General features: G+C 39.9%; 17 protein-coding genes and 1 tRNA gene. 12 read left to right on the top strand and 6 right to left on the bottom strand.

The genetic code is table 11. From position 1 onward, the window contains the following. The first annotated feature begins 322 nt into the window (after positions 1–322). Entirely contained in the window at positions 323–610 is a 288-nt protein-coding gene (locus HZA38_03630) for a hypothetical protein (GenBank protein ID MBI5414583.1), read from the top strand. Positions 611–641: 31 nt separating this feature from the next. Here the strand turns inward: HZA38_03630 and HZA38_03625 are convergent, their stop codons facing one another. Next, complete coding sequence (locus HZA38_03625) at positions 642–1808, bottom strand: MFS transporter (GenBank protein MBI5414582.1); 1167 nt, start codon at positions 1806–1808, stop codon at positions 642–644. A gap of 267 nt (positions 1809–2075) precedes the next feature. Here HZA38_03625 and HZA38_03620 point away from each other — a divergent pair, with 267 nt between their 5' ends. The 4 genes from HZA38_03620 to HZA38_03605 all read left to right on the top strand — a co-directional run bounded on the left by HZA38_03620 (position 2076) and on the right by HZA38_03605 (position 7639). Then, positions 2076–2342, top strand: coding sequence for a PLDc_N domain-containing protein (locus HZA38_03620; GenBank protein ID MBI5414581.1), 267 nt, complete (start codon positions 2076–2078; stop codon positions 2340–2342). A 40-nt stretch (positions 2343–2382) separates the two neighbouring features. Next, entirely contained in the window at positions 2383–3570 is a 1188-nt protein-coding gene (locus HZA38_03615) for a class I SAM-dependent rRNA methyltransferase (GenBank protein ID MBI5414580.1), read from the top strand. A gap of 278 nt (positions 3571–3848) precedes the next feature. Next, positions 3849–5564, top strand: a complete 1716-nt coding sequence (locus HZA38_03610) for a hypothetical protein (GenBank protein MBI5414579.1) — start codon at positions 3849–3851, stop codon at positions 5562–5564. A 182-nt stretch (positions 5565–5746) separates the two neighbouring features. Then, positions 5747–7639 carry an O-antigen ligase family protein gene (locus tag HZA38_03605; protein ID MBI5414578.1) on the top strand — a complete coding sequence of 631 codons (1893 nt, stop codon included), beginning with the start codon at positions 5747–5749 and terminating at the stop codon, positions 7637–7639. Between the two features lie 15 nt (positions 7640–7654). On the opposite strand, the gene HZA38_03600 is transcribed toward HZA38_03605, so the two are convergent. Further along, positions 7655–8509: a hypothetical protein gene (locus tag HZA38_03600; protein MBI5414577.1), complete on the bottom strand. Its 855-nt coding sequence runs from the start codon at positions 8507–8509 to the stop codon at positions 7655–7657. Positions 8510–8641: 132 nt separating this feature from the next. Between HZA38_03600 and miaB the strand changes: the two genes are divergently transcribed. From miaB to prfB, 3 genes are all read left to right on the top strand, one after another. Further along, the gene (miaB, locus tag HZA38_03595) at positions 8642–10006 is read left to right on the top strand and encodes a tRNA (N6-isopentenyl adenosine(37)-C2)-methylthiotransferase MiaB (protein MBI5414576.1); all 1365 of its coding nucleotides are present in this window, start codon (positions 8642–8644) and stop codon (positions 10004–10006) included. Between the two features lie 86 nt (positions 10007–10092). Beyond that, positions 10093–10632: an RNA methyltransferase gene (locus HZA38_03590; GenBank protein MBI5414575.1), complete on the top strand. Its 540-nt coding sequence runs from the start codon at positions 10093–10095 to the stop codon at positions 10630–10632. 88 nt (positions 10633–10720) lie between these two features. Next, on the top strand, positions 10721–11836 hold the full coding sequence (gene prfB, locus HZA38_03585; GenBank protein ID MBI5414574.1) for a peptide chain release factor 2: 1116 nt from the start codon (positions 10721–10723) through the stop codon (positions 11834–11836). Between the two features lie 37 nt (positions 11837–11873). Here prfB and HZA38_03580 read toward each other — a convergent pair whose 3' ends face one another. The 3 genes from HZA38_03580 to rpmE form a co-directional block, all read right to left on the bottom strand. Next, on the bottom strand, positions 11874–15548 hold the full coding sequence (locus HZA38_03580) for a hypothetical protein (protein MBI5414573.1): 3675 nt from the start codon (positions 15546–15548) through the stop codon (positions 11874–11876). Between the two features lie 142 nt (positions 15549–15690). After that, positions 15691–16494 (bottom strand): fibronectin type III domain-containing protein, encoded by an 804-nt coding sequence (locus HZA38_03575; protein MBI5414572.1) that lies wholly within the window; start codon positions 16492–16494, stop codon positions 15691–15693. Between the two features lie 16 nt (positions 16495–16510). Beyond that, positions 16511–16720, bottom strand: coding sequence for a 50S ribosomal protein L31 (gene rpmE, locus HZA38_03570; protein MBI5414571.1), 210 nt, complete (start codon positions 16718–16720; stop codon positions 16511–16513). Between the two features lie 219 nt (positions 16721–16939). On the opposite strand from rpmE, the gene HZA38_03565 reads away from it, so the two are divergent. The 3 genes from HZA38_03565 to HZA38_03555 all read left to right on the top strand — a co-directional run bounded on the left by HZA38_03565 (position 16940) and on the right by HZA38_03555 (position 18787). Then, positions 16940–17016: transfer RNA gene (locus tag HZA38_03565), tRNA-Met, on the top strand. 281 nt (positions 17017–17297) lie between these two features. Continuing rightward, a complete protein-coding gene (locus tag HZA38_03560) occupies positions 17298–17921 on the top strand; it encodes a YbhB/YbcL family Raf kinase inhibitor-like protein (GenBank protein ID MBI5414570.1) in 624 nt (207 codons plus the stop codon). Positions 17922–18034: 113 nt separating this feature from the next. Then, positions 18035–18787, top strand: a complete 753-nt coding sequence (locus HZA38_03555) for a TVP38/TMEM64 family protein (protein ID MBI5414569.1) — start codon at positions 18035–18037, stop codon at positions 18785–18787. Between the two features lie 38 nt (positions 18788–18825). Here HZA38_03555 and HZA38_03550 read toward each other — a convergent pair whose 3' ends face one another. Continuing rightward, positions 18826–19824 (bottom strand): undecaprenyl/decaprenyl-phosphate alpha-N-acetylglucosaminyl 1-phosphate transferase, encoded by a 999-nt coding sequence (locus HZA38_03550; protein MBI5414568.1) that lies wholly within the window; start codon positions 19822–19824, stop codon positions 18826–18828. Between the two features lie 178 nt (positions 19825–20002). On the opposite strand from HZA38_03550, the gene HZA38_03545 reads away from it, so the two are divergent. Then, a complete protein-coding gene (locus tag HZA38_03545) occupies positions 20003–20368 on the top strand; it encodes a hypothetical protein (GenBank protein ID MBI5414567.1) in 366 nt (121 codons plus the stop codon). Positions 20369–20474: the final 106 nt, after the last annotated feature.

The following is a 20474-nucleotide window of genomic DNA, read 5'->3' as shown; positions in this document are numbered from 1 at the left end:
CCACAATCAAAAGGCGCATAGCTTTGTGGCAGGGGCTGAGAAACTTTGATAGAATAGGGATACAGTGGACATTCACAAAAGAAAAGGCAGATCAAAAAATGAGTCAGCACTACATCTGAAAATTAATTTGTCATAATAGTAGTATAAAAATACCAATTTTGCCCCCGATTGAAAAGAGTGCTCTTTCCCCAGCTTGCATCGATGTCTTTTTCCCAGAGGCAAATAAATTTTACTTTAAGGCAACGCCATTTTCGACAAAAAATTGCATGGGAAGAGAGACATCATGATATAATCGGAGCCATATTCTTTTTTATAAAAAAATATGGCAAAAGCAGCAGCGTCTAAAAAAAATACTAAAATACAAAAAGTAGAAGGAGACTCAAGATTCTTCTGCTGTGACGGAAATGTATTTTGCACCACAGAAGAGCTCTATAATGCGCTTCTCGTGATGCCAGATGATGTCTTTTCGCATCATTCCAATTCAGAAAAATGCGATTTCGCGAGTTGGGTCGCAGATGTTTTTAGCAAAAAGCAGGCAGCAACAAAAATGCGAAAAGCATCCGCGTCAAAAGAAAAAATGCAGATTATTGTGGGAGAAATAATCAAATAACAAGGTAATAATGTCTATATTTTTCATGAATTTACTGTGTTTCGAGAACCCTCTTTTCTCGAACAATGAGAAGTATTCCTATGGCGAGGAGAGTGAGGAGCGCAGAAAAATAAAATGGTGCCGTGATACCAACTTTATCCCATAAAATACCGGCAATAAGAGATGCAGGCAGAGCAGCGAGTCCGATAATCATTTGGAAAGTGCCGAGCGTGCTTGCTCGAAGTTCAGGCACAGAAAGTTCAGACACTAAAGCCCTCTGTACCGGTTCGATTGCTCCTAAATGGAGTCCATAGAGCAAAAAAGCGATAATTATGCCCACTGGATTCTGAAAATAAATAAAAACGACGCAGGCGAATAACCAAAAAATAAACGACAGTATGAGCACCGGCTTCCGATTGATTTTGTCGGCGAGTTTTCCAAACGGGAAAGATACAATTGACGCCATTATGCTATACACCAAATACAGCACGGGTATAGACGCTCCGGCAAAACCAAACTTTTGTGCGTAGATGAGGAGAAAAGAATAGCTGAAAGATGATAAAGCAAAAATGGTGCTGAGGAGGAGGTACAGTTTTAAATCCCGATGAAAATCCCGAAATGTAATCCCTTTAAAAATCTTTTTGTCAGCACCCACATATTCTTTGGTGGAGCGAAAGATGAGAATTGCTCCCACGAATGACGGGATTGCTGCAAGGAAAAAAAGATTTTGGTATCCGAAGTATTTAAAAAATATAATAGTAAAAATTACGCCACAGACCGCTCCGAAATTATCCATCATCCGCAAATAGCCGAAATTCCTGCCCCTATTTTGATCAGTGGATATATCGGCAATAATTGCATCTCTTGGCGCACCACGCATTTTCCCGGCACGATCGAGTACCCGAAACGGAATAAGAAAATGCCACGTCGGCGAAAACGCATATCCGATACGCGAGAGTCCAGAGAAGATATATCCGAGCCATACAAAGATTTTTCTCTTCCCTGTTTTATCGGCGATGTATCCCGAAATTGCCTGTGAAACAGAGACGATAGCGTTGCCGAGGCCGTCAATAAAACCCAAAACAGCCATATTTGCTCCGAGTACCGAAGTCAGAAACATCGGCCACAACGGGAAAATAATATCCGAGCCGAAATCGTTGAGAAACGATGCCCAGCCGAAAATTTTTAAAGTTTTTTTGGGTGTATTTTGAGGAATCATATATGAGATGGGGATTATTGTTGGCGAAGATTCGTCATACAAAGGGCGAGATTGGATTACATATGAGACAACAAATATGAACACCTGAGCATGAAGAAGCTAAGGGAAATATTCGTTCATGGCAAGTAAAGTTTTCGGAATATTTCATACAAAACGAATTGTGCAAAGCAATGAAAAGTTTTATCTTTCACGTCAGCAACTTTTACATTTTTATTACCAATCATGAAATTTTTAGAAAAATTATTAACAATGTTTACGTTTTTATTTATGAGTGCCCCATCAGCGTTGGCTGCCACATGCACATTAAATGGGAAAGAGATCCCTTGCGACCAAATGCCGGGGTGGTTTTGGGCAGTTTCCATTGGAATGACTCTCCTCGGACTATTTTGTTTCATATTCTGGCTGCGAATGCTGCTTGATGCGATTCGGAATCAAACGAAAGACAAAACTATGTGGGTACTTATCATAATTTTTCTCAATGTTCTTGGTGCAGTTATCTATTATTTTTCTGAAAAGAAAAAAAGAAATACGTAGGCAGTGAGTTCCTTCGCCAAAAATCACGAACTAAAGTACTATAGCGCTCGTGAAAAAGTATGTTATCTTAAAACCCGGCCGTGAAAAATCTCCAAAAAATTTCCATCACTGGATTTTTTCCGGCGCAGTTGCGTCCTCTTCTGATTTTGAAGATGGAGAAATTCTCCCCGTGGTGAGCTCTCAAGGAGAACTTTTGGGACATGCGTATTTTAATCGCGCATCGGGAATTTGTGGAAGGTTTGTTTCTTTTGGAAAATCCGATCCTCTCGAGACAATACAAAATCATTTAGAAAAAGCGTTCGCTCTTCGAAAGAAGATTTTTGAGAACGAAGATACCACTGCGTACAGGCTCGTGAATAGCGAAGGCGATTTTCTTCCCGGACTTATTGTTGATGTGTATGGAGATATTGCAGTTTTGCAAATCACAACGCTCGGAATGGAAAAATTAAAACCGATGATAGTGGAATTTTTGAAAAATATTCCCGGAATTACTGCCATTTATGAAAAGTCGGATAGCTCGGCACGGAGAGAAGAAGAAATGCTCCCGTTTGTTTCATGGCTCTACGGAAAAGAACGCGAAGAAGTCATCGTAAAGGAACGCGGAATATCATTCTCCATTCATTTTCCCACTGCGCAAAAAACTGGACTTTTTTTGGATCAACGGGAAATGAGAACGCTTGTCCAAAAATATGCCAAGGGAAGAACTGTGCTGAATTGCTTTTCTTACACGGGAGGATTTAATCTTTTTGCACTTCAAGGCGGCGCAAAAAAAGCAGATGCTGTTGAAATTGTCGGAGCGCATCGACAAAGTTTTGAAAAAAATATTGAAATAAATGGATATAAAAAAACTCAAGCAACTTTTTTCGAAGAAGATGTATTTGAATTCTTGAGGAGTGAAAAAGTTCATGGATATGATTTTATTATTCTCGATCCTCCCGCATTTGCGAAAAAGAGAGATGATACGACGCGCGCCTGCCGTGGATACAAAGACATGAATCGACTTGCCATGAAAAATCTTCCGGAAAATGGATTTCTCCTGACTTCATCCTGTTCGCATTTTGTTGATCGAAAACTCTTTCAACAAGTTGTTTTTGAAGCTGCAGTAGAGGCGAACCGGGAAGTGCAAATTTTCTCAGAACATATTCTCGCGCCAGACCATCCGTTAAACGTATATCATCCGGAAGGAGAATATTTAAAAAGCTTTCTTCTCCATGTTCGAGATTCATGAGAGAAGAGACGAGAGACAAAGATTCTGCTCAAAATTACTGATTTTGGAAAAAAAAGGAATTCCCTACTTGGGCATCCCTTTTTTGCTATAAATCTGTATCTTCCACTCTTAATCCTCTTCCTTGAGATCTTCTGTCTCTGTAATCGGATTCAAATTCCTCACAGGATTTTTTTGCAACACTTCATTAGTGTAAATAAAAAAAACGAAACCACGGTTGACTTTTTTAAAAATACATGATATAAAACGCTCTCAAAAAAATAACTTCATCTTGATATAGTATGTCATCAAAAAAAAAGCAAACATCTTCAGAAAGCGGACTACAACTCGTGAAGGATGCTGACTTGAGACCAACTAACGTGAGGGAGCTTCAGCGTGCACCCGATAGTCTGCCTCCTGGAGAAGACTCTATAAACGTCGATCCTTCTACTCTTACAACAATTATTGCAATACTTCTTGCTACCAGACAACGTGCGTATAGTAATCTTGAACAAATTATTCTTGGTGAAGAAAACTCAGTAGATGAAGAAACACAAAACGCTAATGATTATTTTAAAGAGTATCTTCGAGAAAATGTCGAAGCTGCAAAAATAATCGCCGAGATGCAAGAAATTATAAATGAATTCCAAGAGAGAATGCCTCGAATTCTTAAATCAAAATGCATTGATGGTAGAGTCCATGGGAGCAAAGCAATTGGTCGTCCACAGACAACAGTACTCTTTTGTCGCACAGATGGGGGAAATCTTGATACGAGCTGCGATAACACTGTCTTTTGGGGACGTGTTGCTATGGTCGTTCAGGATGCAAAAGTTAACACCCCAGGAACGCCAGCTATTTTCTTTGCACTTGGACACCATGCAACGGAAGGTTATGGTGGTGGTTGTGCAGCACATAATGGCGACTATAATAAGGCATTACAAGCTGCTAAGGATCAAGTGGATGCAGTTCGTAAGGAATATAAAAGCTCCAATGATATTTATTGTATCTACGGAATGCAAAATACAACTGATATGTCAGAGTCTCTTATATTTGAAGACGGAAGCCAAATTGATAATGCTCAACTTTTGGATGAACTCGAACTTAATGATCCTATTGACCTTTTTCAAGATAATTTTCTTGATACGAAAATTACTGACGTGGCAACAAACCGATATGTTAACGGACTCACTCCGAGGCAGCAACTTACAGGAGGTGCATCCGTTCCGATGTACTCTAATCTCCAAACAACTCTTGCTATGGAAGCGTATCTTTCACGAGAGCTTTGCAGTATTCAGGGGGCTGGTAGTACTCGTAATTTCATCCTTAAACCGAAAATCTTCGAATTACTTCAAGGAAAGTTGAACGCCGTAGAAGGACTTCCTGATTCTTTGAAGGGATCACTTTTGTATCAGATGGTGTGGAATATGGCCTATACTCTTCATCAACGTAACCGTTTAGCTCAAATGACAACAGATGAAAGTACTCTTTACTTAGAACACGCTGAGGATCTTGTCTGTTACGGTGAGGGATTTGAGCTTCTTCCTCGAAATAAAGCTATTTTGGCAAAGACGGGACGTGGAAAAGATAAGGAAGCACTCGAGGTGGCGAAGAATGTTTTGATGAAAAATCGAAAGAAACGCTCCGATTCAGGAAAAGCCCAGGATCATCTACCGTTAGTTCATATAAATGTTGAAGTTACAGGGGGAATTAATAATTGGGACACTCTTAATGTCCTCGTTCAAGCACCTTTGAGCGCGCGCTTAAAAATTGTGCGTGAGGTTTTTGGCGACGATGTTCGTGTTCTTACTACCTATTCACATCAACATGAAAAACAATTTTATCCAATAAAAATTCAACCTGAAATTCTTGATGCTACTGGCACTGTTAGTAAGGGAGATCCGCGTGAGTGTTTCCCCATGAGTACAGTTCGCGGTCTTAAAAGAAAAAACACCACCAAAGATGAATTAGAGCGCCGTCAAATGGCATATAGAGACCTTATGTTGAAGGCGGCTGCTTAGAATTATGTCAAAGTCATGTTTTGTTGCGGACTGAAAAGACAAAACTCTTCTCTCCTTTTCCCCATATGTCTCCGCCTTCTCTTCCTGTATAGTTCTTCTTGTTCTTCACAAGAACTATGAGATTTTTCAGTTCAAAAAGTTGGGAAAAATACATTCGAAACGGTATTTTTTTGCTTTTGGGAATGATGATTTTTTGTCTTCCCATTGCGTTTTCCCTGGAAACATTTCAGGTATTTGAGATTAATAAATTTTCACTGTTTGTTCTTTTGGAAAGCCTGATCCTTTTGCTTTTTGCCATTGGATTAATTTGTAGTGTCATACAAATTTTCATTCCTCAAAAATTTGGCTGGACGCAGGTATTTTTTCTTCTTTTTCTCCTGAGTATTGTCCTTTCCGGAGCGCTTGGACACGCTCCGCTGCTTTCCTTCTGGGGATCTTCGTATCGCCATTTTGGGGGATTCTTGGTCATCCATCTCCTGCTTCTCGGAACCCTCATTTCTGCTTTAAGACCGACAGAAAAAGAACGGTTTACTTTTTTTATTTTCCCACTACTTCTTGGTGGAATCCTTCAAGGAATTTTGGGGATTTTTCAATACATTTCCCCTGAGAGTTTTTTCACAGAACTCAAGATTGAGAATGCTATTTTAAGAAGTTATGGGACACTCGGTCATCCGAATTTTTTTGCGCAGTTTCTTTTGTTCCCATTCTTTGGCGCACTGGGGATTTTGTTCAATAGAAAAGAAAGGCTGATGCTTCGCATCTTTGCTCTTTCAGCAGCATTATTTTCGTTTCTCGGAATAATTTTGAGTCAAGGACGAGGCGTGTTTTTGGGACTCATATTCGGAAGCGTTCTCTTCATTCTCCTTTCTGTTCCGAAATGTGGACATTTTTTGATGAGATATTTGGGGAAAATATTTGTGGGAATGAGCTTATTCGCTGTCGGAATAGCATTCTCCCTTCCTCTTTTTTTTCCATATTTAGAGTCATTTTTGGGAGAAAGGGCAAGAAGCGTTGAAACTCGAATGCTGCTCTGGGAAAAAGTCCCAGAAATGATTTCAGAAGCTCCATTTTTTGGTGTGGGTCTCGAAAATTTTCCGATCGCAATTGCTCCATTCATTTCTCCAAAAATCTTTGAACTCGAACACTTCATGAGTTTTGCAGATCGAAGCCATAATTTTTTTCTTGATATCCTCGTACAGTGCGGAATTTTTGGTTTTTTTTCCTTTTTAGGTTTTCTTTATTGTGTCTTTTCTGTGAAATCGAGGAAAAAATTTCACCAAACAAATCGAAAATACATTGCGGGCATTACGGCAATTCTGGTGGCATGGCAATTTGGATTTCCAGTAGTCACTGACGCCGTTTTATTTACCATATTTTTGGCGCTTTTCTTCACACCTTCTTCGCAAAAATCTTCTGATACAAAAATGAAGTGGCGAAAAAGTATTTCTGTTCTTCTTGTTGGAATTTCCGTATTTTCTCTTTTTGGGATGATCAGAATTTGGAATGCGGATCGTCTATTTCTGAATGGCACAGAAAATAATAACTTGTCTGAGGTTGTTGCTGCCGCAAAATCTTTGCCATGGGAAAGAGGATATCTTTCAGATGCTGTAAGCATGCTCCAAGCAGAAAATCGTCTTCCTGAAGCCGAAAAAATGATTCGTAAATTTCTGAAGCTCAATCCGTTTTCAGGAGAAGGATATTATCTTTTAGCATCAACATTTTTCCAAAAAAATGAATATGATTTGATGGAAATGGCTTTGCAAAAAATGGAAAAACTTGATCCAAAAAATCCAAAACTTTGGGAGCTCTGGGGAAATGCAGAATACGCGAAGAAAAATTATGAAGCTGCCGAGAAAAAATTCGAACACTATCTCAAAATTGCGCCCAAATATTGGAAAATTCCTGAAAATGACAGAGAAAAAAATGAAAAAATTCAGCTCTTTTTTGAAGAGAATCCAAATTTTTGGGAGAATATCCAGATGCTCGCAGAAACTGAGAAAGCTCTGAAGAATGAAGAAAAATATGAGGAATACTGCGCATTTCTCCCAAGCGATTCTTTTTATACGTGCAAATAGAGAAAAATCAGAAACTTATGCCGCTTTTGCAAAGGTCTCATAAATCTGTTGAATACGCTCTTCCAACTCACTCGAAGTAATTATTTGCTGATCTTCTGGAATTGCATTTGTAAATTCTCTGAGCATTTTTGTGGTTTCTTCCCAGATTTTTGTCAATATTGGTTTTATTTTATCCGCATTTTTCTCGAGAAAACCAGAAGGAAATTCTCCCAAGATTTGTGACACGCCCTGCAAACATTCTTCGAATCTGTCCGACATCATGGCGCGTATTTCATCTGGAGACAATTGCCCATTTTCTGCTTGAGAAGAACGTAGCCCTTTCAAATACTCTTCTGAGAGATTATTTGAATATTTTTCAAATATTTTTGTAATATTTGCCGAGTAATTTTCCAAAATTTCTCCCAATTCCTTTCCTCCAGCATCTCTCAGACAAATTCTCTGGATACCATCTTCATATAAAACAACGCCAAAATTGTCAATTTGAGAAAACGTATGACTATCCGAGCTAATAGCGCCTTTTGTGACTTTCTCCAATTCTTGTAAAAATTCTGGAAATTCCGCCCAATTGTGAGGCAGGCTATGGGCTTTTCTCTGAGCACTCACAAGACCAAGAGATGCAATGGTTGGCGCCACGAGGTGTGGATACTTTTGATCTACACTTCCCTCACGAAGATTTTGTAAAACCCCATTTATACCGTCGCCCTGAAGACCTGCTCCGCCAAATGATGGCGCTAACATCCAAGAAAGAAGTATTTGTGAGTTCTTTATTATCGGCAAAATTAGATCTTGTACTCTCGACAAATCAGGAGTTTTAAAAGCAACGCCTCCATCAACTTCAGCTATTCGTGTTGAACCTTTTCGTATTTCCATAAAAATATTTTGAATTTAAAGCGCGTGCACTTTACAGACTTCTGAGAAAATGTCAAGAGACGAGCGAATTTTTTTGTGAGAAAATCTCCTCTATTTGTCAATTTTCAGATTTCTTACTACAATCCCTTCGCTATGCCAAAAACTCGTTCTCAAAAAAAGCGGCTCAGAAAATTTTATCTGAAAACTTTTGGATGTCAGATGAATTATTCTGATTCCGAACGTCTTGAAACAGTTCTCGAAAGTCTGAATCTGAAAAAATCAGAAGTTATGGAAGATGCCGATATTGTTCTTCTCAACACTTGTTCCATCAAACAACACGCGGAGGATCGCGTGTATGGTTTTGTGCACAACGCGAAAAAAGCAAAAAAACTCGTGGGACTTACGGGATGTATGGTAAAAAAATCTTCTACACAAAAAGATGAAGAACATGATCCGCTTCTCAAAAAACATGAAACAATTGATCTCGTCTTTCGGATTGAAGATTTGCCAAAAGTTCCAGATTTATTACAAAAGTATGATCCGAAATTAAAACGTCCGGAATATGAATTCGACACAGAAGATTATTTCCATATTTCCCCAAAACTTCAGGAAAATTTTCGCGCATTTGTCCCAATTATGACCGGATGTGACAAGTTCTGTACGTATTGTGTTGTGCCATTTACGAGGGGAAGAGAGAGGTCTCGCCCGTTTCGAGATATTGTAAAAGAATGTAAAAACCATGTAGCAAACGGAGTGAAGGAAATCACTCTCGTGGGACAAAATGTGAATGCATATTTTCTCGATGACTCAAAAAAGAAAATGCTTCAAAAGCAAACAGATTTTGCAGTGCTTCTCGAAAAAGTTGCGGAAATTCCAAAACTCAAACGACTCAAATTTACCTCTCCACATCCTCGGCACATGGGAAACGATGTTCTTCAAGTAATCGCGAGGAATGAAAATATTTCCCGAAGTATTCATCTCCCGGTGCAATCGGGATCATCTTCTGTACTTCAAAAAATGGGCCGCGATTATCGCATTGAAAAATTTAAAGAAATCACGAAACGCGCTCGAGAACTTATTCCCGGAGTCACTCTTACCACCGATATTATTGTTGGATTCTCGGGCGAAACGGAAGAAGATTTCCAAAAAACGCTCAAACTTTTTGATGAGGAACAGTTTCTTATGGCATACATTTCCAAATATTCTCCGAGAAAAGGAACATTCGCCGGAGAAAAAATGCCCGATGATATTTCGCGAAAAGAAAAAAAAAGAAGGCTCGATATCGCAAATGAAAAACTTAAGAAAACAGCACTCCATGAAAATAAAAGGGCTGTCGGAACACGAGAATATGCGCTCATTGAATCGGTAAATGCAAAGAATATTGCGACGGGAAAAACTGAATTTGGGAGAACGGCAATGGTTCCAGTTGGAAAAAAAGGGAAGAGATTTATTGGGGAAATTGTTCCTGTGAAGATTACGGAAGCGGATACGTGGGTGGTGAGGGGAGAACTTCTCTGACCTGTCACCCCGGACTTGATCCGGGGTCTCAATTTTAATATAAAAGAAAAAATAGACGAATTGGCATTATTTACTTTTTTGTGTTCATGAAGAAATTTGAGATTCCCACTGGAGTTTATCCCGATGAAAATCGGGACGGAATGACAAAAAGTGGCTTTTCCATCCTTCTCCCCGACATTCGGAGCGGATGGAATGTCGGCGCATTTTTCCGAACCGCAGATGGACTTCACGTTGAGCATATTTATCTCACGGGAATTACGCCATATCCTCCACATAAAGAAATCGTAAAAACCGCTCTCGGTGCAGAAAACATGGTACCGTGGAGTTATCATGTGAATTCAGAGGACGTAGTCAAAGAATTGAAAATGAGCGGAATTACAATTGTTGCACTGGAGACAGGAAGAGATTCTATTTCCATCGAAAAATTCATCCCGAAATTTCCTCTCTGTCTCATTGTCGGGAATGAAATCGATGGCATTCCAGAAACAATCCTGAAACTCACCGATGAAAAAATTTGTATTCCCATGAGGGGAAAAAAGGAAAGCTTTAATGTGGCAATTGCAGGAGCGATCGCGATGTGGGAAATAGCAAAGCACAAAATACAAAGTACAAAACAAAAAAAATAGGCTAATAATTCTATGTTTTGTACTTTGTGCTTTGTATTTTGTGCTTCCAAGGTTCCTTCTCTCCCAAAGATAAGGTAAAATCTTCCCGATGACACACACCGAACTCCTCGAATCATCGGCCGAACTTCTCAAAAATATCCAAAATGGATGGGATTGTCTTCATCCTCAAAAAATTGCGCAGGAAATTGCGGAACTCAAGATAAAATCGGAGAGTCCGAGTTTTTGGGGAAATCAGGAAGAAGCGAAAAGTGTCTCCAAACATTTGGCAGCTCTACAAAAAAAAGAGACTCTTTGGACAGGTCTTCTCTCCGACACAAAAAGCCTTTTGGAACTTATTGAAATGGTGGAAGAAAATTCTCCGGAACTTTCAGATCTGGAAAAAGAATATATATCTACTTTGCAAAAATATTCGAAAGCAGAAACAGACCTCTATCTTTCTGGAGAATATGATGATCACGGAGCAATCCTGGAAATTACTGCCGGAGCGGGAGGAACAGAGTCTCAGGATTTCGCGGAAATGCTTCTTCGCATGGAACTCAGATTTGCAGAACGCATGGGATGGAAAACGGAAATTCTCGAAAAATCTGACGGGCAAGAAGCCGGAATTAAAAGTGTTATCGTTGAAGTAAATGGAGAAAATGCATTTGGATATTTACAGGGTGAAAAAGGAACTCATCGGCTTGTACGCCAATCTCCATTTAATGCCAAAAATCTGAGACAAACTTCTTTTGCCGGAATTATGGTTTCTCCGCTTCTTGAAGCAACTGATGCCGAAGATGTTTCCATCGAAGAAAAAGATATTCGTGTCGATACTTTTCGCGCGCAAGGCGCTGGCGGTCAGCATGTCAACAAAACTGATTCTGCGGTGCGTATTACGCATTTTCCAACAAATATCGTAGTTACCTGCCAAAATCAAAGGTCTCAACATCAGAATCGAGAAAAAGCGATGCAAATACTTCGCTCACGACTCGTGGAAGAAAAAAGATTAGAAGAAGAGAGAAAGACCGCGGCAATTCGTGGAGAACACGTTTCTGCAGAGTGGGGAACACAAATTCGAAATTACGTACTTCATCCGTATAAACTCGTAAAAGATGTTCGTACTCAACATGAAACAACGAATCCTGATCTTGTGCTCGATGGAGAACTCGAAGAATTTGCAAAAAAATTTTTAGAATGGAAAACGAGGAAACAACATCGAGAATAAAAGAAATACATTCTTTCCCATCATGCTGGACAAAAATCTAAGACTGCTCTTTCGGATTTCGGATGACAGCGATCTGTTTTCTTTTTCGAAATAGGATCGTAAGAGTAGCAAGAGAGAAAAGTCCGAGAGATATTTGCCATGTAAAATCCGATGAAAATTCATTTGGAACCGTTCCTTCCAATACCTGAAGAGGAGGCTCTTTTTTTGAGAGTACGTCAAAACTCAGAATCGTGTTTTGCGGCGAAAGACTGACGCTCATATCATCACCTTTTCTCAGAATCTGCTCTAGAAAAAATTCATGCTGTGGATTCTTTACATCGAAGGCATACGTATGAATACTTCCATCTTCGAGAATGAGAGAAATTTCTTGTTCAGAGAAATCAGAAATTTTTCCCGAGACGAGAATTGGAGAAGATGAAACACTCTTTTCCCCATTTTTTGTTGATGGAGATGTGGTTTTGAGTGTTTTCTTTTTGACCTGTTTCACGCGGATGTATTCTGCCCCTGATGCAGAAAAAATTTCTCCGTCTCGTGCTTTTTCCCAAGAAATTTGTGCACGTTCTTCTCCGTGAAAATCAATGAGAAGAACTTTCCCTTCAGAATTTTTGAAAGTAGGGATGTCTTTCCCTGTAAATAATTTCTCTTCTCCTTTTTCGAAAAATGTTTCCGGAATTTCTTTCGTTATTTTCCCATTTGAAACCTTCCAATTTCGAAGAAATCCTGATACTTCAGAAGTATTTTTGAGAACAATTTGTTCGTTTCCAGAATCCTTTCCGAGTGGATTCGGGAGAACGGATACAATTTGAGCAGAAGTAATTTCATCCTGCCTCAGGCCTTCATCAAGAGAAAGCACCGCAACATCTTTTTGGAAGATTTTTATTTCTTCCGGAGTTCGAAGAAGCGCATGAACGAGATATTTCCCCTCCGGAATTGGACTTGAGTAGGAGATGGAGAATTTTCCAGAATCATCACTTTCTCCGCTCACAAATTCATTTTGTCCCGCGATTTCAAGACGCACATGAGATTTTGGTTCGGCTGCACCTGAAAAAATGATGGTGTTTTGCTCAATACTTTGATCAAGGTGAAAATTCGCCATCACGTGGGCATCATATTTTTTCCGCACTTCCGATGTTCTCTCTTCAAAAACTTCTGGATCGCCTCCAAAACTCGCTTCAGTGGCGTCAGGAATTCCATCATGGTCACTGTCTTTCCGCGGAAAAGATATTTCATGAAGCGTGCCTTTGAGATTTTTTTCTTCTTGGTGAATTCTCTCTGATTCCCATTGAAAAGCATTATCATGAAGACGAAGAATATCGTTTTCTTTTGCATTCTCCCATTCTGCTTTTTGGAAACTGCCATTTGGAGAAATGATGAAAATTGCTCCATTCTCATTTCGAAGTGTTTTGAGTGGCGTATTTTCGGCCGAAATACGAAACGTCTCCCCTTCTCGCATTCCTATAGCCGGGAACGGCAATATATCACTTCCGACGAGGACAATCCATTTTGAGATATCGGGAATATCACGCCTGGCTGTAATTTCAAACCATTCAAATCCATCATCTTTTCCTTCGGGATTTGGAAGAATTTGTGAAAGAAACAGTTCTTCTGTTTCCACTGAGGAAATTGTTTGTATCTCTGAAAGAAGAAAATCTTTCGCAAAATTCGTATCGATTTCATTTTTTCGCTGTAAAAGAGTCATTTCGGAAGATACATTTTTGGGAACGCACATCGGCGCTTCCCACGTAACCCATTCCGAATTCATCTCCTTTTCTCGAAGAAAGGAATAGTGTTCCATTTCATTTGAAACGCCAAAACAGAGGAAATCCTCAGTTTCCCCCCAGGCATCATCAAGACTCAAAAAAATATTTTCACTCGAAATATCGGTCATAAAAAATGAATATTCTTCCTTTGGCTCAAGAAGAACTTCTGAGAATGTACGAAGTTTCTGTTCACTATTTTTCAGAGTAAATCCAAGAAGAGAGGCGTTTTCATTTCCTGCATTTCGAATGTTTATCCGAAGTGTTTCATGGGGAAGAAAGAGAATGGAATCAATCTGAAAATTTGTCTGTGCTGCAGAAATGGGCGAAGTGGGATTTGGTGCTCCGAATGTTTGCACTTCTGTCGGGAAAAAATCAGACTGCGTATTTGTATCAACTCCATTTTTTCGTGCGAGCGACATGGATTTTTCGAGAAGCGTTTCCGGGAAACACTGCTGATCTGAGGCATTGTTTGAAATCCATTCCAGACGATTTCCCATATACGTCACATCTTCTTTTTCCCCAGGAGAAAAATCTATGGTGTGATTGCTAAAGCAGAGCGCATCTTCAATATCACCATACGAATCAAAAAGAATCAAAGTTTCATCAGTTCCAGTAAGTCCTGGGTGCGTTAAGAAAAAATGCCATCCATATTCCGTTTTTTCAATTTTTTGTTCTTCTTGCTTGAGGGAAAGAACAATGTAATCACCTGTTTTGACAAATGTCTCCGGTGGAAATTCAAAAAAAGATTTATCATCAAATACGTGAAATCCCTTGAGATCGAGATTTGTTTGGCACTCAGCGCAGTATATTTCAATCATATCTCCATGAGGATTTTGAAAATCTACTTCGGAAATTTGAAGAACGATTTCACGAGCAGGGACTGAATCACTCACGGATTCTTGTTTCAGGAGCCCATGCCATGCGGAAGATTTTTTTGAAGAAGATGATGACGATCCAGAAGATCCTTGAATTCCTGGTAAGTGGAGAATATTTTTCGCATTTGGAGTCGGTGTATCGGTGATCGAAAAATTCCCGTTCTTATCGCGCGCAAAACTTTCCCCCTCTTTCATTTTGGGAATTTCAAAACTTTGAAATGACGTTTCGATTACAGCATTCCGATAGAGCGCAATAGTTTCTCCTGTATTATTCAGCTTTCCGCTCATAGTGAGAAGGAGAAAACCATCAGGCGGAATGAGAACTGTTTCAGAAAAATCTGAGAAATTTCTTCGTACTTCTTTTGTTCCTGAACGTTCTGAGAATTGAAGGTTTTTGAGTGAAAGTTCTTTCGCTCCGGAATTCCAAATTTCAATAAATTCCGAAAAAATATCAACTTCATTCAGAAGAATATTCTGTAAATCTTCTTCTGAAATTTCTTCTTCAGGAGGTTCTTCGCCTGGAGGGTCTCCGGCTCCGGGGTCTTCCTCTGGATCCTCTTTTTGATTTGGCTCTCCCGGCGTTGGAATTTCCCAAGAAAATTCTCCAGTATCATTTCTCGAATAACTTTTTCCAGATTCTGATTTCGGAATTTCTCTCGATTCAAAAAAAACTTCCGTTTCCGCATTTTCAAAAAGCTTGATCACTTCTCCGGTATTATTTAATTTTCTCGACATATGGAGAACGAGAAACCCTTGAGCAGCAAGATTTGTCTCTGCTGTAAAATCGCTGAAATTATGGCGAACCTCATTTGCACCTGAAATTTCTGAAAATTGCATATGTGAAATATCCACTGCTTCTTCATTTGGATTCCATATTTCCAAAAATTCTGCTTCGAGATCAATTTCATTGAGGAGAAGCGGCAAGAGATCTGGTTCTTCTCCTGTTTCTCCGGGATTTTCCGGTGGAACTGGTTCCAATTCATCTGCAGAAGCAAGAGACACTCCTCTACACCAGAAAAGGAGTGCGAGCGTCAGAGAGAGGATGAATGAGGAAAATAATTTCCGTGCACAAAGCATAGAATGACAGAAAATTCTTTCTCTATCATGAAATTGCCGCCAAGAAATTTCATATCAAAAAAAACGTGATCTAATTTTTTTGGCTTCCGTACGGGAATACTCGTCTTCATTTTCTGTCGACGGAGCGTGACGACAGAAAATTTTATGATTCGACGTAAAACTGTATGGTATTCATGACTTCATTTCGCGAGTCAAAAGCCGTGATGTGGATCTTGTACGTGTGTTTGTTTTCGAGAGGAAATGTGACACTTCGAACTCCTCCCTTGAGCGAAGCGCTGAATGCCCATGCCGATTTCTCAGTATCCCAAATGAGTATCGAGTATCCAGAAACTTTTGCTCTTTCTTCTTCCGAGGTGAGTTTCCAGCGTATTTCTGCTGATCTTGCTTTTTCGCTCACAAGTATTCGTGAGGCAATTCTCCAAAAATCTCCTAAGTTTTCATAAAAATCTCTTCCGTAGCCAAAACGCGTATGACTCAGAAGATCTTTTGTCGGAATGGAAGAAATGTTTTCATCAGTTTTTTCGAGACATTTTCCATTTTTCATTTCATATCCTTCTCGACAAAAACACGCGTTTGCTGTTTCTGAGGAGGTGATGTGTTTTCCAAATGCACTTTCACAAAGAGTTTCGAGCGGAAGATCATTCACACATATGCCGCCTTCTCGAGAATACGAAAACATTCCTTCAAAACACATACACTTTTTTTCTTCACTTCTATACGAAGATCCTTTTGGACACTCTGGAGCCGTAATATGAGGAGTATGCGGAGAATCAAATTTCACGCGACAAGAAGTTTCATGCCACGGAATTCCGAGTTCATCGCAGTTTTTTGTGCATGTAGAACAGATTCCATACGACTGCTCAGCTTCAGCAGATGGAAAAACTCCTCCATTCATGAGGAGAAAGCCCCCCAAGACTGCAGTAATGAAAAAAAACTTTCGAAACATAGAATCCTGAAAACGATTATTTCTTTTTCGCATTTTTAAATTTCGCCATGAATTTTGTTGCCCTTCCTTCAGTATCAAGGAGCTTTCGTTCTCCGGTATAATGCGGATGGCATTTCATACAAACTTCTGTATGGAGTTCGGGAACAGTTCCCTGAATAGTGTATGTAGCTCCGCATGAACAGGCTACTTTTGTTGCGTATGCAGCTGGATGAATACCTTTTTTCATAATTCCGTGAGTAAAGAGAAATTGCGGGGCGTAATTCTAGAGAAAAGACGCGGAAAACACAAGCTTTTCCCTATCTTTTTAAAAATATTGAATTCTTTGTTTTTTTCCCGTACGCTTTCTTCACGTTTTCGTCGAGACAATGCCTCGCATGAGTTTAAGAAAGTTTTTGGCGTTTTTCTGACGAAAAATATGTGTTCTTTTCCAAGGATTCGTTATTACGTCACGGTAGCTCAGTCGGTAAGAGCGTCGGATTCATAACCCGGAGGTCGGCAGTTCAAATCTGCCCCGTGACACCATTCGACTCGTCGCTTCGCTCCTCGCTCATGGCCTTCGGCCATTTTTTCTTCAGAACAACATACGAGTCGAATGCCCTGAGCTTGTCGAAGGGCATTCGATCATGAAGGACTCAGTCCCAGTCCCTGAACGGGGGCGACTCCGCCACAAAGTGACCCCCTTGGGGCTTTAGCGGAGGAGTCGAAGGACCTCTTCCCACACTCACTTTCATCGAGGAAATCAAGTTTGCCTCATCCACCACTCGATTAGATGATATTTAAAAAAACTCTACTTTTCTCCTTCTATGAAAAATCCTTTCCCAATTTTCGCGCTCTCACTTCTCCTCACTTTCAGTGCATGTTCTTCTCCTCAAAAATCTGAAAAAAAAGAGCCGACAAATCTGCCGACTTCTGAAGTTTCGAAGCCCGACGCCAATTCTGATATTTCTCCTCCAAATGATGAGACCGTAGTACCACCAGAACTTCCTCTCACAATTTCGAGCTCAGCATTTTCAGCAAATACTGCAATTCCCTCAGTATATTCATGTGATGGGAAAGGTGTAAATCCTCCTCTTTCTCTTTCAAATCCACCAAAAGCAGCAAAAAGCCTTGTTCTTCTTGTGGATGATCCTGATGCGCCGGCAGGAACATGGGATCATTGGATTCTGTGGAATATTGATCCTACTGTTTCTCAAATTGGAGAAAATACTGTTCCCGCAAATGCTGTTCAAGGAAAAAATAGTTCTGGAACAAATGGATATGAAGGACCATGTCCACCGTCAGGAACGCATCGATATTTCTTCAAATTGTATGCACTTGATGCCATGATTAATCTCAAAGAAGGCTCTACAAAGTTTGATGTGGAAAGGGAGATGGAGGGACATATTGTCGCATCCGCAGACATTGTCGGACTCTATAGCAGCAAATAGCGCGAGATTATTTTTCCATACTCTAAAAAAGAAGATGTGCCACGTGTTCATCTCTGCCTTTTGTTTTTCTATCTTTCTCCTTACAATGTGCGCACCGATTTTTGTCTTCCGAAATGCTTCTTCGGTATAAAAAATTATTCAAAATTACTCTTTTTCTCATCTGGGGAGTTCTGCTCATCGCAGGAATTATTGGAACAGCTCTTTTTCTGGAACATAGCACGATAAAGGAAGGTGCTTCTCTCCTGAAGCAATATATTGGGGAAAATATTCATGAAATGATTCTTGTGATTCTTCTTCTCTATGTTCTCCGTACTATTATTTTTATTCCGGTTGGAATTCTGGGGCCGCTCATCGCATTTGTCCTTCCCGGAAGATTCTGGCTCGCATTTTTTCTTATCGGAAGCGGAATGTTTCTCTCTGCAATTCTCTCCTTTGGACTCGGAAGACTTCTTGGACGAGAATGGGTTGCAGAGCACGAAAGTGAACGCCTGAAAAGATTTGACGCGGCTGTTAAAGAACGTGGGTTTTTTACTGTCTTTCTTATTCGTTTGCTTATTTTTCTTCCATTTGACCCGGTAAATATCGGCAGTGGACTCTCTTCCATTCGATTCAAACATTATTTTTGGGCAACCCTTCTTGGAGTCTGGCCGGAAGCATTGTATGAAATTTTTATCGGAAATTCATTCTCAAATCCAAAAAATCTGATTTGGGTTGCTGCTTTGGTGCTTTTTGGCGCATGGTGGATTCGTTTTTTAAAAAGACACCCGCACTTTAAGGATATTTTGAATCCGATAAAGCAAATTGAGAAGTTCCAAAAACAGAAAAAAAGGAAACAGATGAATGGCAAACGAAGAAGGAGATTTTGAATGACAGGAATGAAGGCGACACGGTGCCGTGTCGTTTTCTACTTTTTTTGATTCTGCCACGACAATGCGAACACAACTATTCCAATAATGCCGAGGATAATTATCTTCCCCAGTGTTCTCAAGTAAAGAGTGGAGACGCCAAGTATGCTGGAAATTCCAAGGAAGAGCACCATGATGTGAATTTCTTTCCATCCTTTTTTGAGAAGCTCATCGTGAAGATGGCGTTTATCATTCCCATGAAATGGTGATTTCTTTTGCCGAAGTCGATGAAAGACCACTGATGCTGCGTCAAAAAGCGGAATTGCGAGGACTAAAAATGCCGTTGCCATTTTCCCGCCTGAAAAAATGGAAAATGCCGCAATTGCAAATCCAGAAAACATTGCTCCTGTGTCGCCATTCAGCATTTTTGGCGGAGGAAAATTAAAAAAGGTAAATCCAAGATTTGCCGCTCCAAAAATAAATCCCATGGCAGCGAGTTCCTGTTGATTTACGAGCGGCGTTAGGGAAAGTACTCCGAGAAAAATTCCAGAAAGAGCGGAAGCGCCAGACGCGACTCCAGGAACTCCATCAAGCCAATTCAATGTATTGATGAGGATAATAACCCACATCACCGTGATCACAGTGGAAAAGAAAGGCGTGAGTTCAAACGCAGTTCCCCCGAGTGGATCTGAAATATATACAATTTTTGTCCCGCTCCAGATGAGGATTCCTGTCACAAAAATTTGGAGAAAGAGCCTGAGGATCGGCGAAACGCCATATCGATCATCAGTAAATGACACGACGGTGAGAAGTGCTCCTCCGCAGAGAAATCCTATCATTTTGAAATCCAATGGAAGAAAGAGAAGAATGGTGATGGTAAATGCTATAAAAATGGCAATGCCTCCAGGATATGGAATAGGTTTTCTTGTATGACCGTATTTTAGAGGTCGATCAAGAATTCCCCACTTTGGAAAGAAATGGAGAATACCGATTCCCAAGAAAATACTGAGGGAAAGTGCGAATATTGGAGCAATGAAAAGCGTTAACGAAGTTGGCATCTTTAAAAGAAAAAAATCTTTGTGGAAAATTTGGCACAGTTTTTCTTCTTTGTCGAGGATCCGCAAAATGAGCACGAAATTGACAAAATACTAAAAATCTTATAAAATACAGCGGAGTGCCCTGAGAAATTCAAAGAAATCATGAATTTATTAATTAATCATTTTTCATTTTTACTCTATGGGACAGGAATTAAAACGTGAAGGCTCGCAAAGCGGAATAGACCTTATTCATGAGCTCTCCAATAGGATAGAAAAAGACGGAGATAAGCTTTCTCCAGAGCAAAAATCTTGGGCAGGTCATGCACTTCGAAGAATAATACACCTTCTCGTACTTGCCGTCTCTGATCCGGGAAATCAGGAGTATCCTGACGTAGATGTGGGAGGTGCGATTTGGCGAGTGCTCACAGGAAAAATAACGACCGATAAGATAGATCCCCCGACGCTCGATTTCATGAGAAAAAATGGATATAAATTAGGAGATTTGACGCATTTAAAAAGATGGATGAAGCAACTAGTATTATTTCCAATAAATAATTTCGTGTGATATACTTGGGACGATATTTTTCTTGATACGCATGAAAAAATATATCGTTCATCTTTCTCAAAAGGAAAAAATACAAATACAGAAAATATTACAAAAAGGAAAGCAT

The sequence above is a fragment of the Candidatus Peregrinibacteria bacterium genome (genome assembly GCA_016220175.1).
Classification (GTDB): domain Bacteria; phylum Patescibacteriota; class Gracilibacteria; order CAIRYL01; family CAIRYL01; genus JACRHZ01.
The sequence above is the reverse complement of the archived record's forward strand: the minus strand, read 5'-3'. Positions and strand labels throughout refer to the sequence as shown.

What these genes read in the sequence shown, in the direction of transcription:
- HZA38_03630 (MBI5414583.1), top strand. Translation starts at nt 323, where the DNA reads ATGGCAAAAGCAGCAGCGTCTAAAAAAAATACTAAAATACAAAAAGTA.
- HZA38_03625 (MBI5414582.1), bottom strand. Translation starts at nt 1,808, where the DNA reads ATGATTCCTCAAAATACACCCAAAAAAACTTTAAAAATTTTCGGCTGG.
- HZA38_03620 (MBI5414581.1), top strand. Translation starts at nt 2,076, where the DNA reads ATGAGTGCCCCATCAGCGTTGGCTGCCACATGCACATTAAATGGGAAA.
- HZA38_03610 (MBI5414579.1), top strand. Translation starts at nt 3,849, where the DNA reads ATGTCATCAAAAAAAAAGCAAACATCTTCAGAAAGCGGACTACAACTC.
- HZA38_03605 (MBI5414578.1), top strand. Translation starts at nt 5,747, where the DNA reads ATGATGATTTTTTGTCTTCCCATTGCGTTTTCCCTGGAAACATTTCAG.
- HZA38_03600 (MBI5414577.1), bottom strand. Translation starts at nt 8,509, where the DNA reads ATGGAAATACGAAAAGGTTCAACACGAATAGCTGAAGTTGATGGAGGC.
- miaB (MBI5414576.1), top strand. Translation starts at nt 8,642, where the DNA reads ATGCCAAAAACTCGTTCTCAAAAAAAGCGGCTCAGAAAATTTTATCTG.
- HZA38_03590 (MBI5414575.1), top strand. Translation starts at nt 10,093, where the DNA reads ATGAAGAAATTTGAGATTCCCACTGGAGTTTATCCCGATGAAAATCGG.
- prfB (MBI5414574.1), top strand. Translation starts at nt 10,721, where the DNA reads ATGACACACACCGAACTCCTCGAATCATCGGCCGAACTTCTCAAAAAT.
- HZA38_03580 (MBI5414573.1), bottom strand. Translation starts at nt 15,548, where the DNA reads ATGCTTTGTGCACGGAAATTATTTTCCTCATTCATCCTCTCTCTGACG.
- HZA38_03575 (MBI5414572.1), bottom strand. Translation starts at nt 16,494, where the DNA reads ATGTTTCGAAAGTTTTTTTTCATTACTGCAGTCTTGGGGGGCTTTCTC.
- rpmE (MBI5414571.1), bottom strand. Translation starts at nt 16,720, where the DNA reads ATGAAAAAAGGTATTCATCCAGCTGCATACGCAACAAAAGTAGCCTGT.
- HZA38_03560 (MBI5414570.1), top strand. Translation starts at nt 17,298, where the DNA reads ATGAAAAATCCTTTCCCAATTTTCGCGCTCTCACTTCTCCTCACTTTC.
- HZA38_03555 (MBI5414569.1), top strand. Translation starts at nt 18,035, where the DNA reads ATGCTTCTTCGGTATAAAAAATTATTCAAAATTACTCTTTTTCTCATC.
- HZA38_03550 (MBI5414568.1), bottom strand. Translation starts at nt 19,824, where the DNA reads ATGCCAACTTCGTTAACGCTTTTCATTGCTCCAATATTCGCACTTTCC.
- HZA38_03545 (MBI5414567.1), top strand. Translation starts at nt 20,003, where the DNA reads ATGGGACAGGAATTAAAACGTGAAGGCTCGCAAAGCGGAATAGACCTT.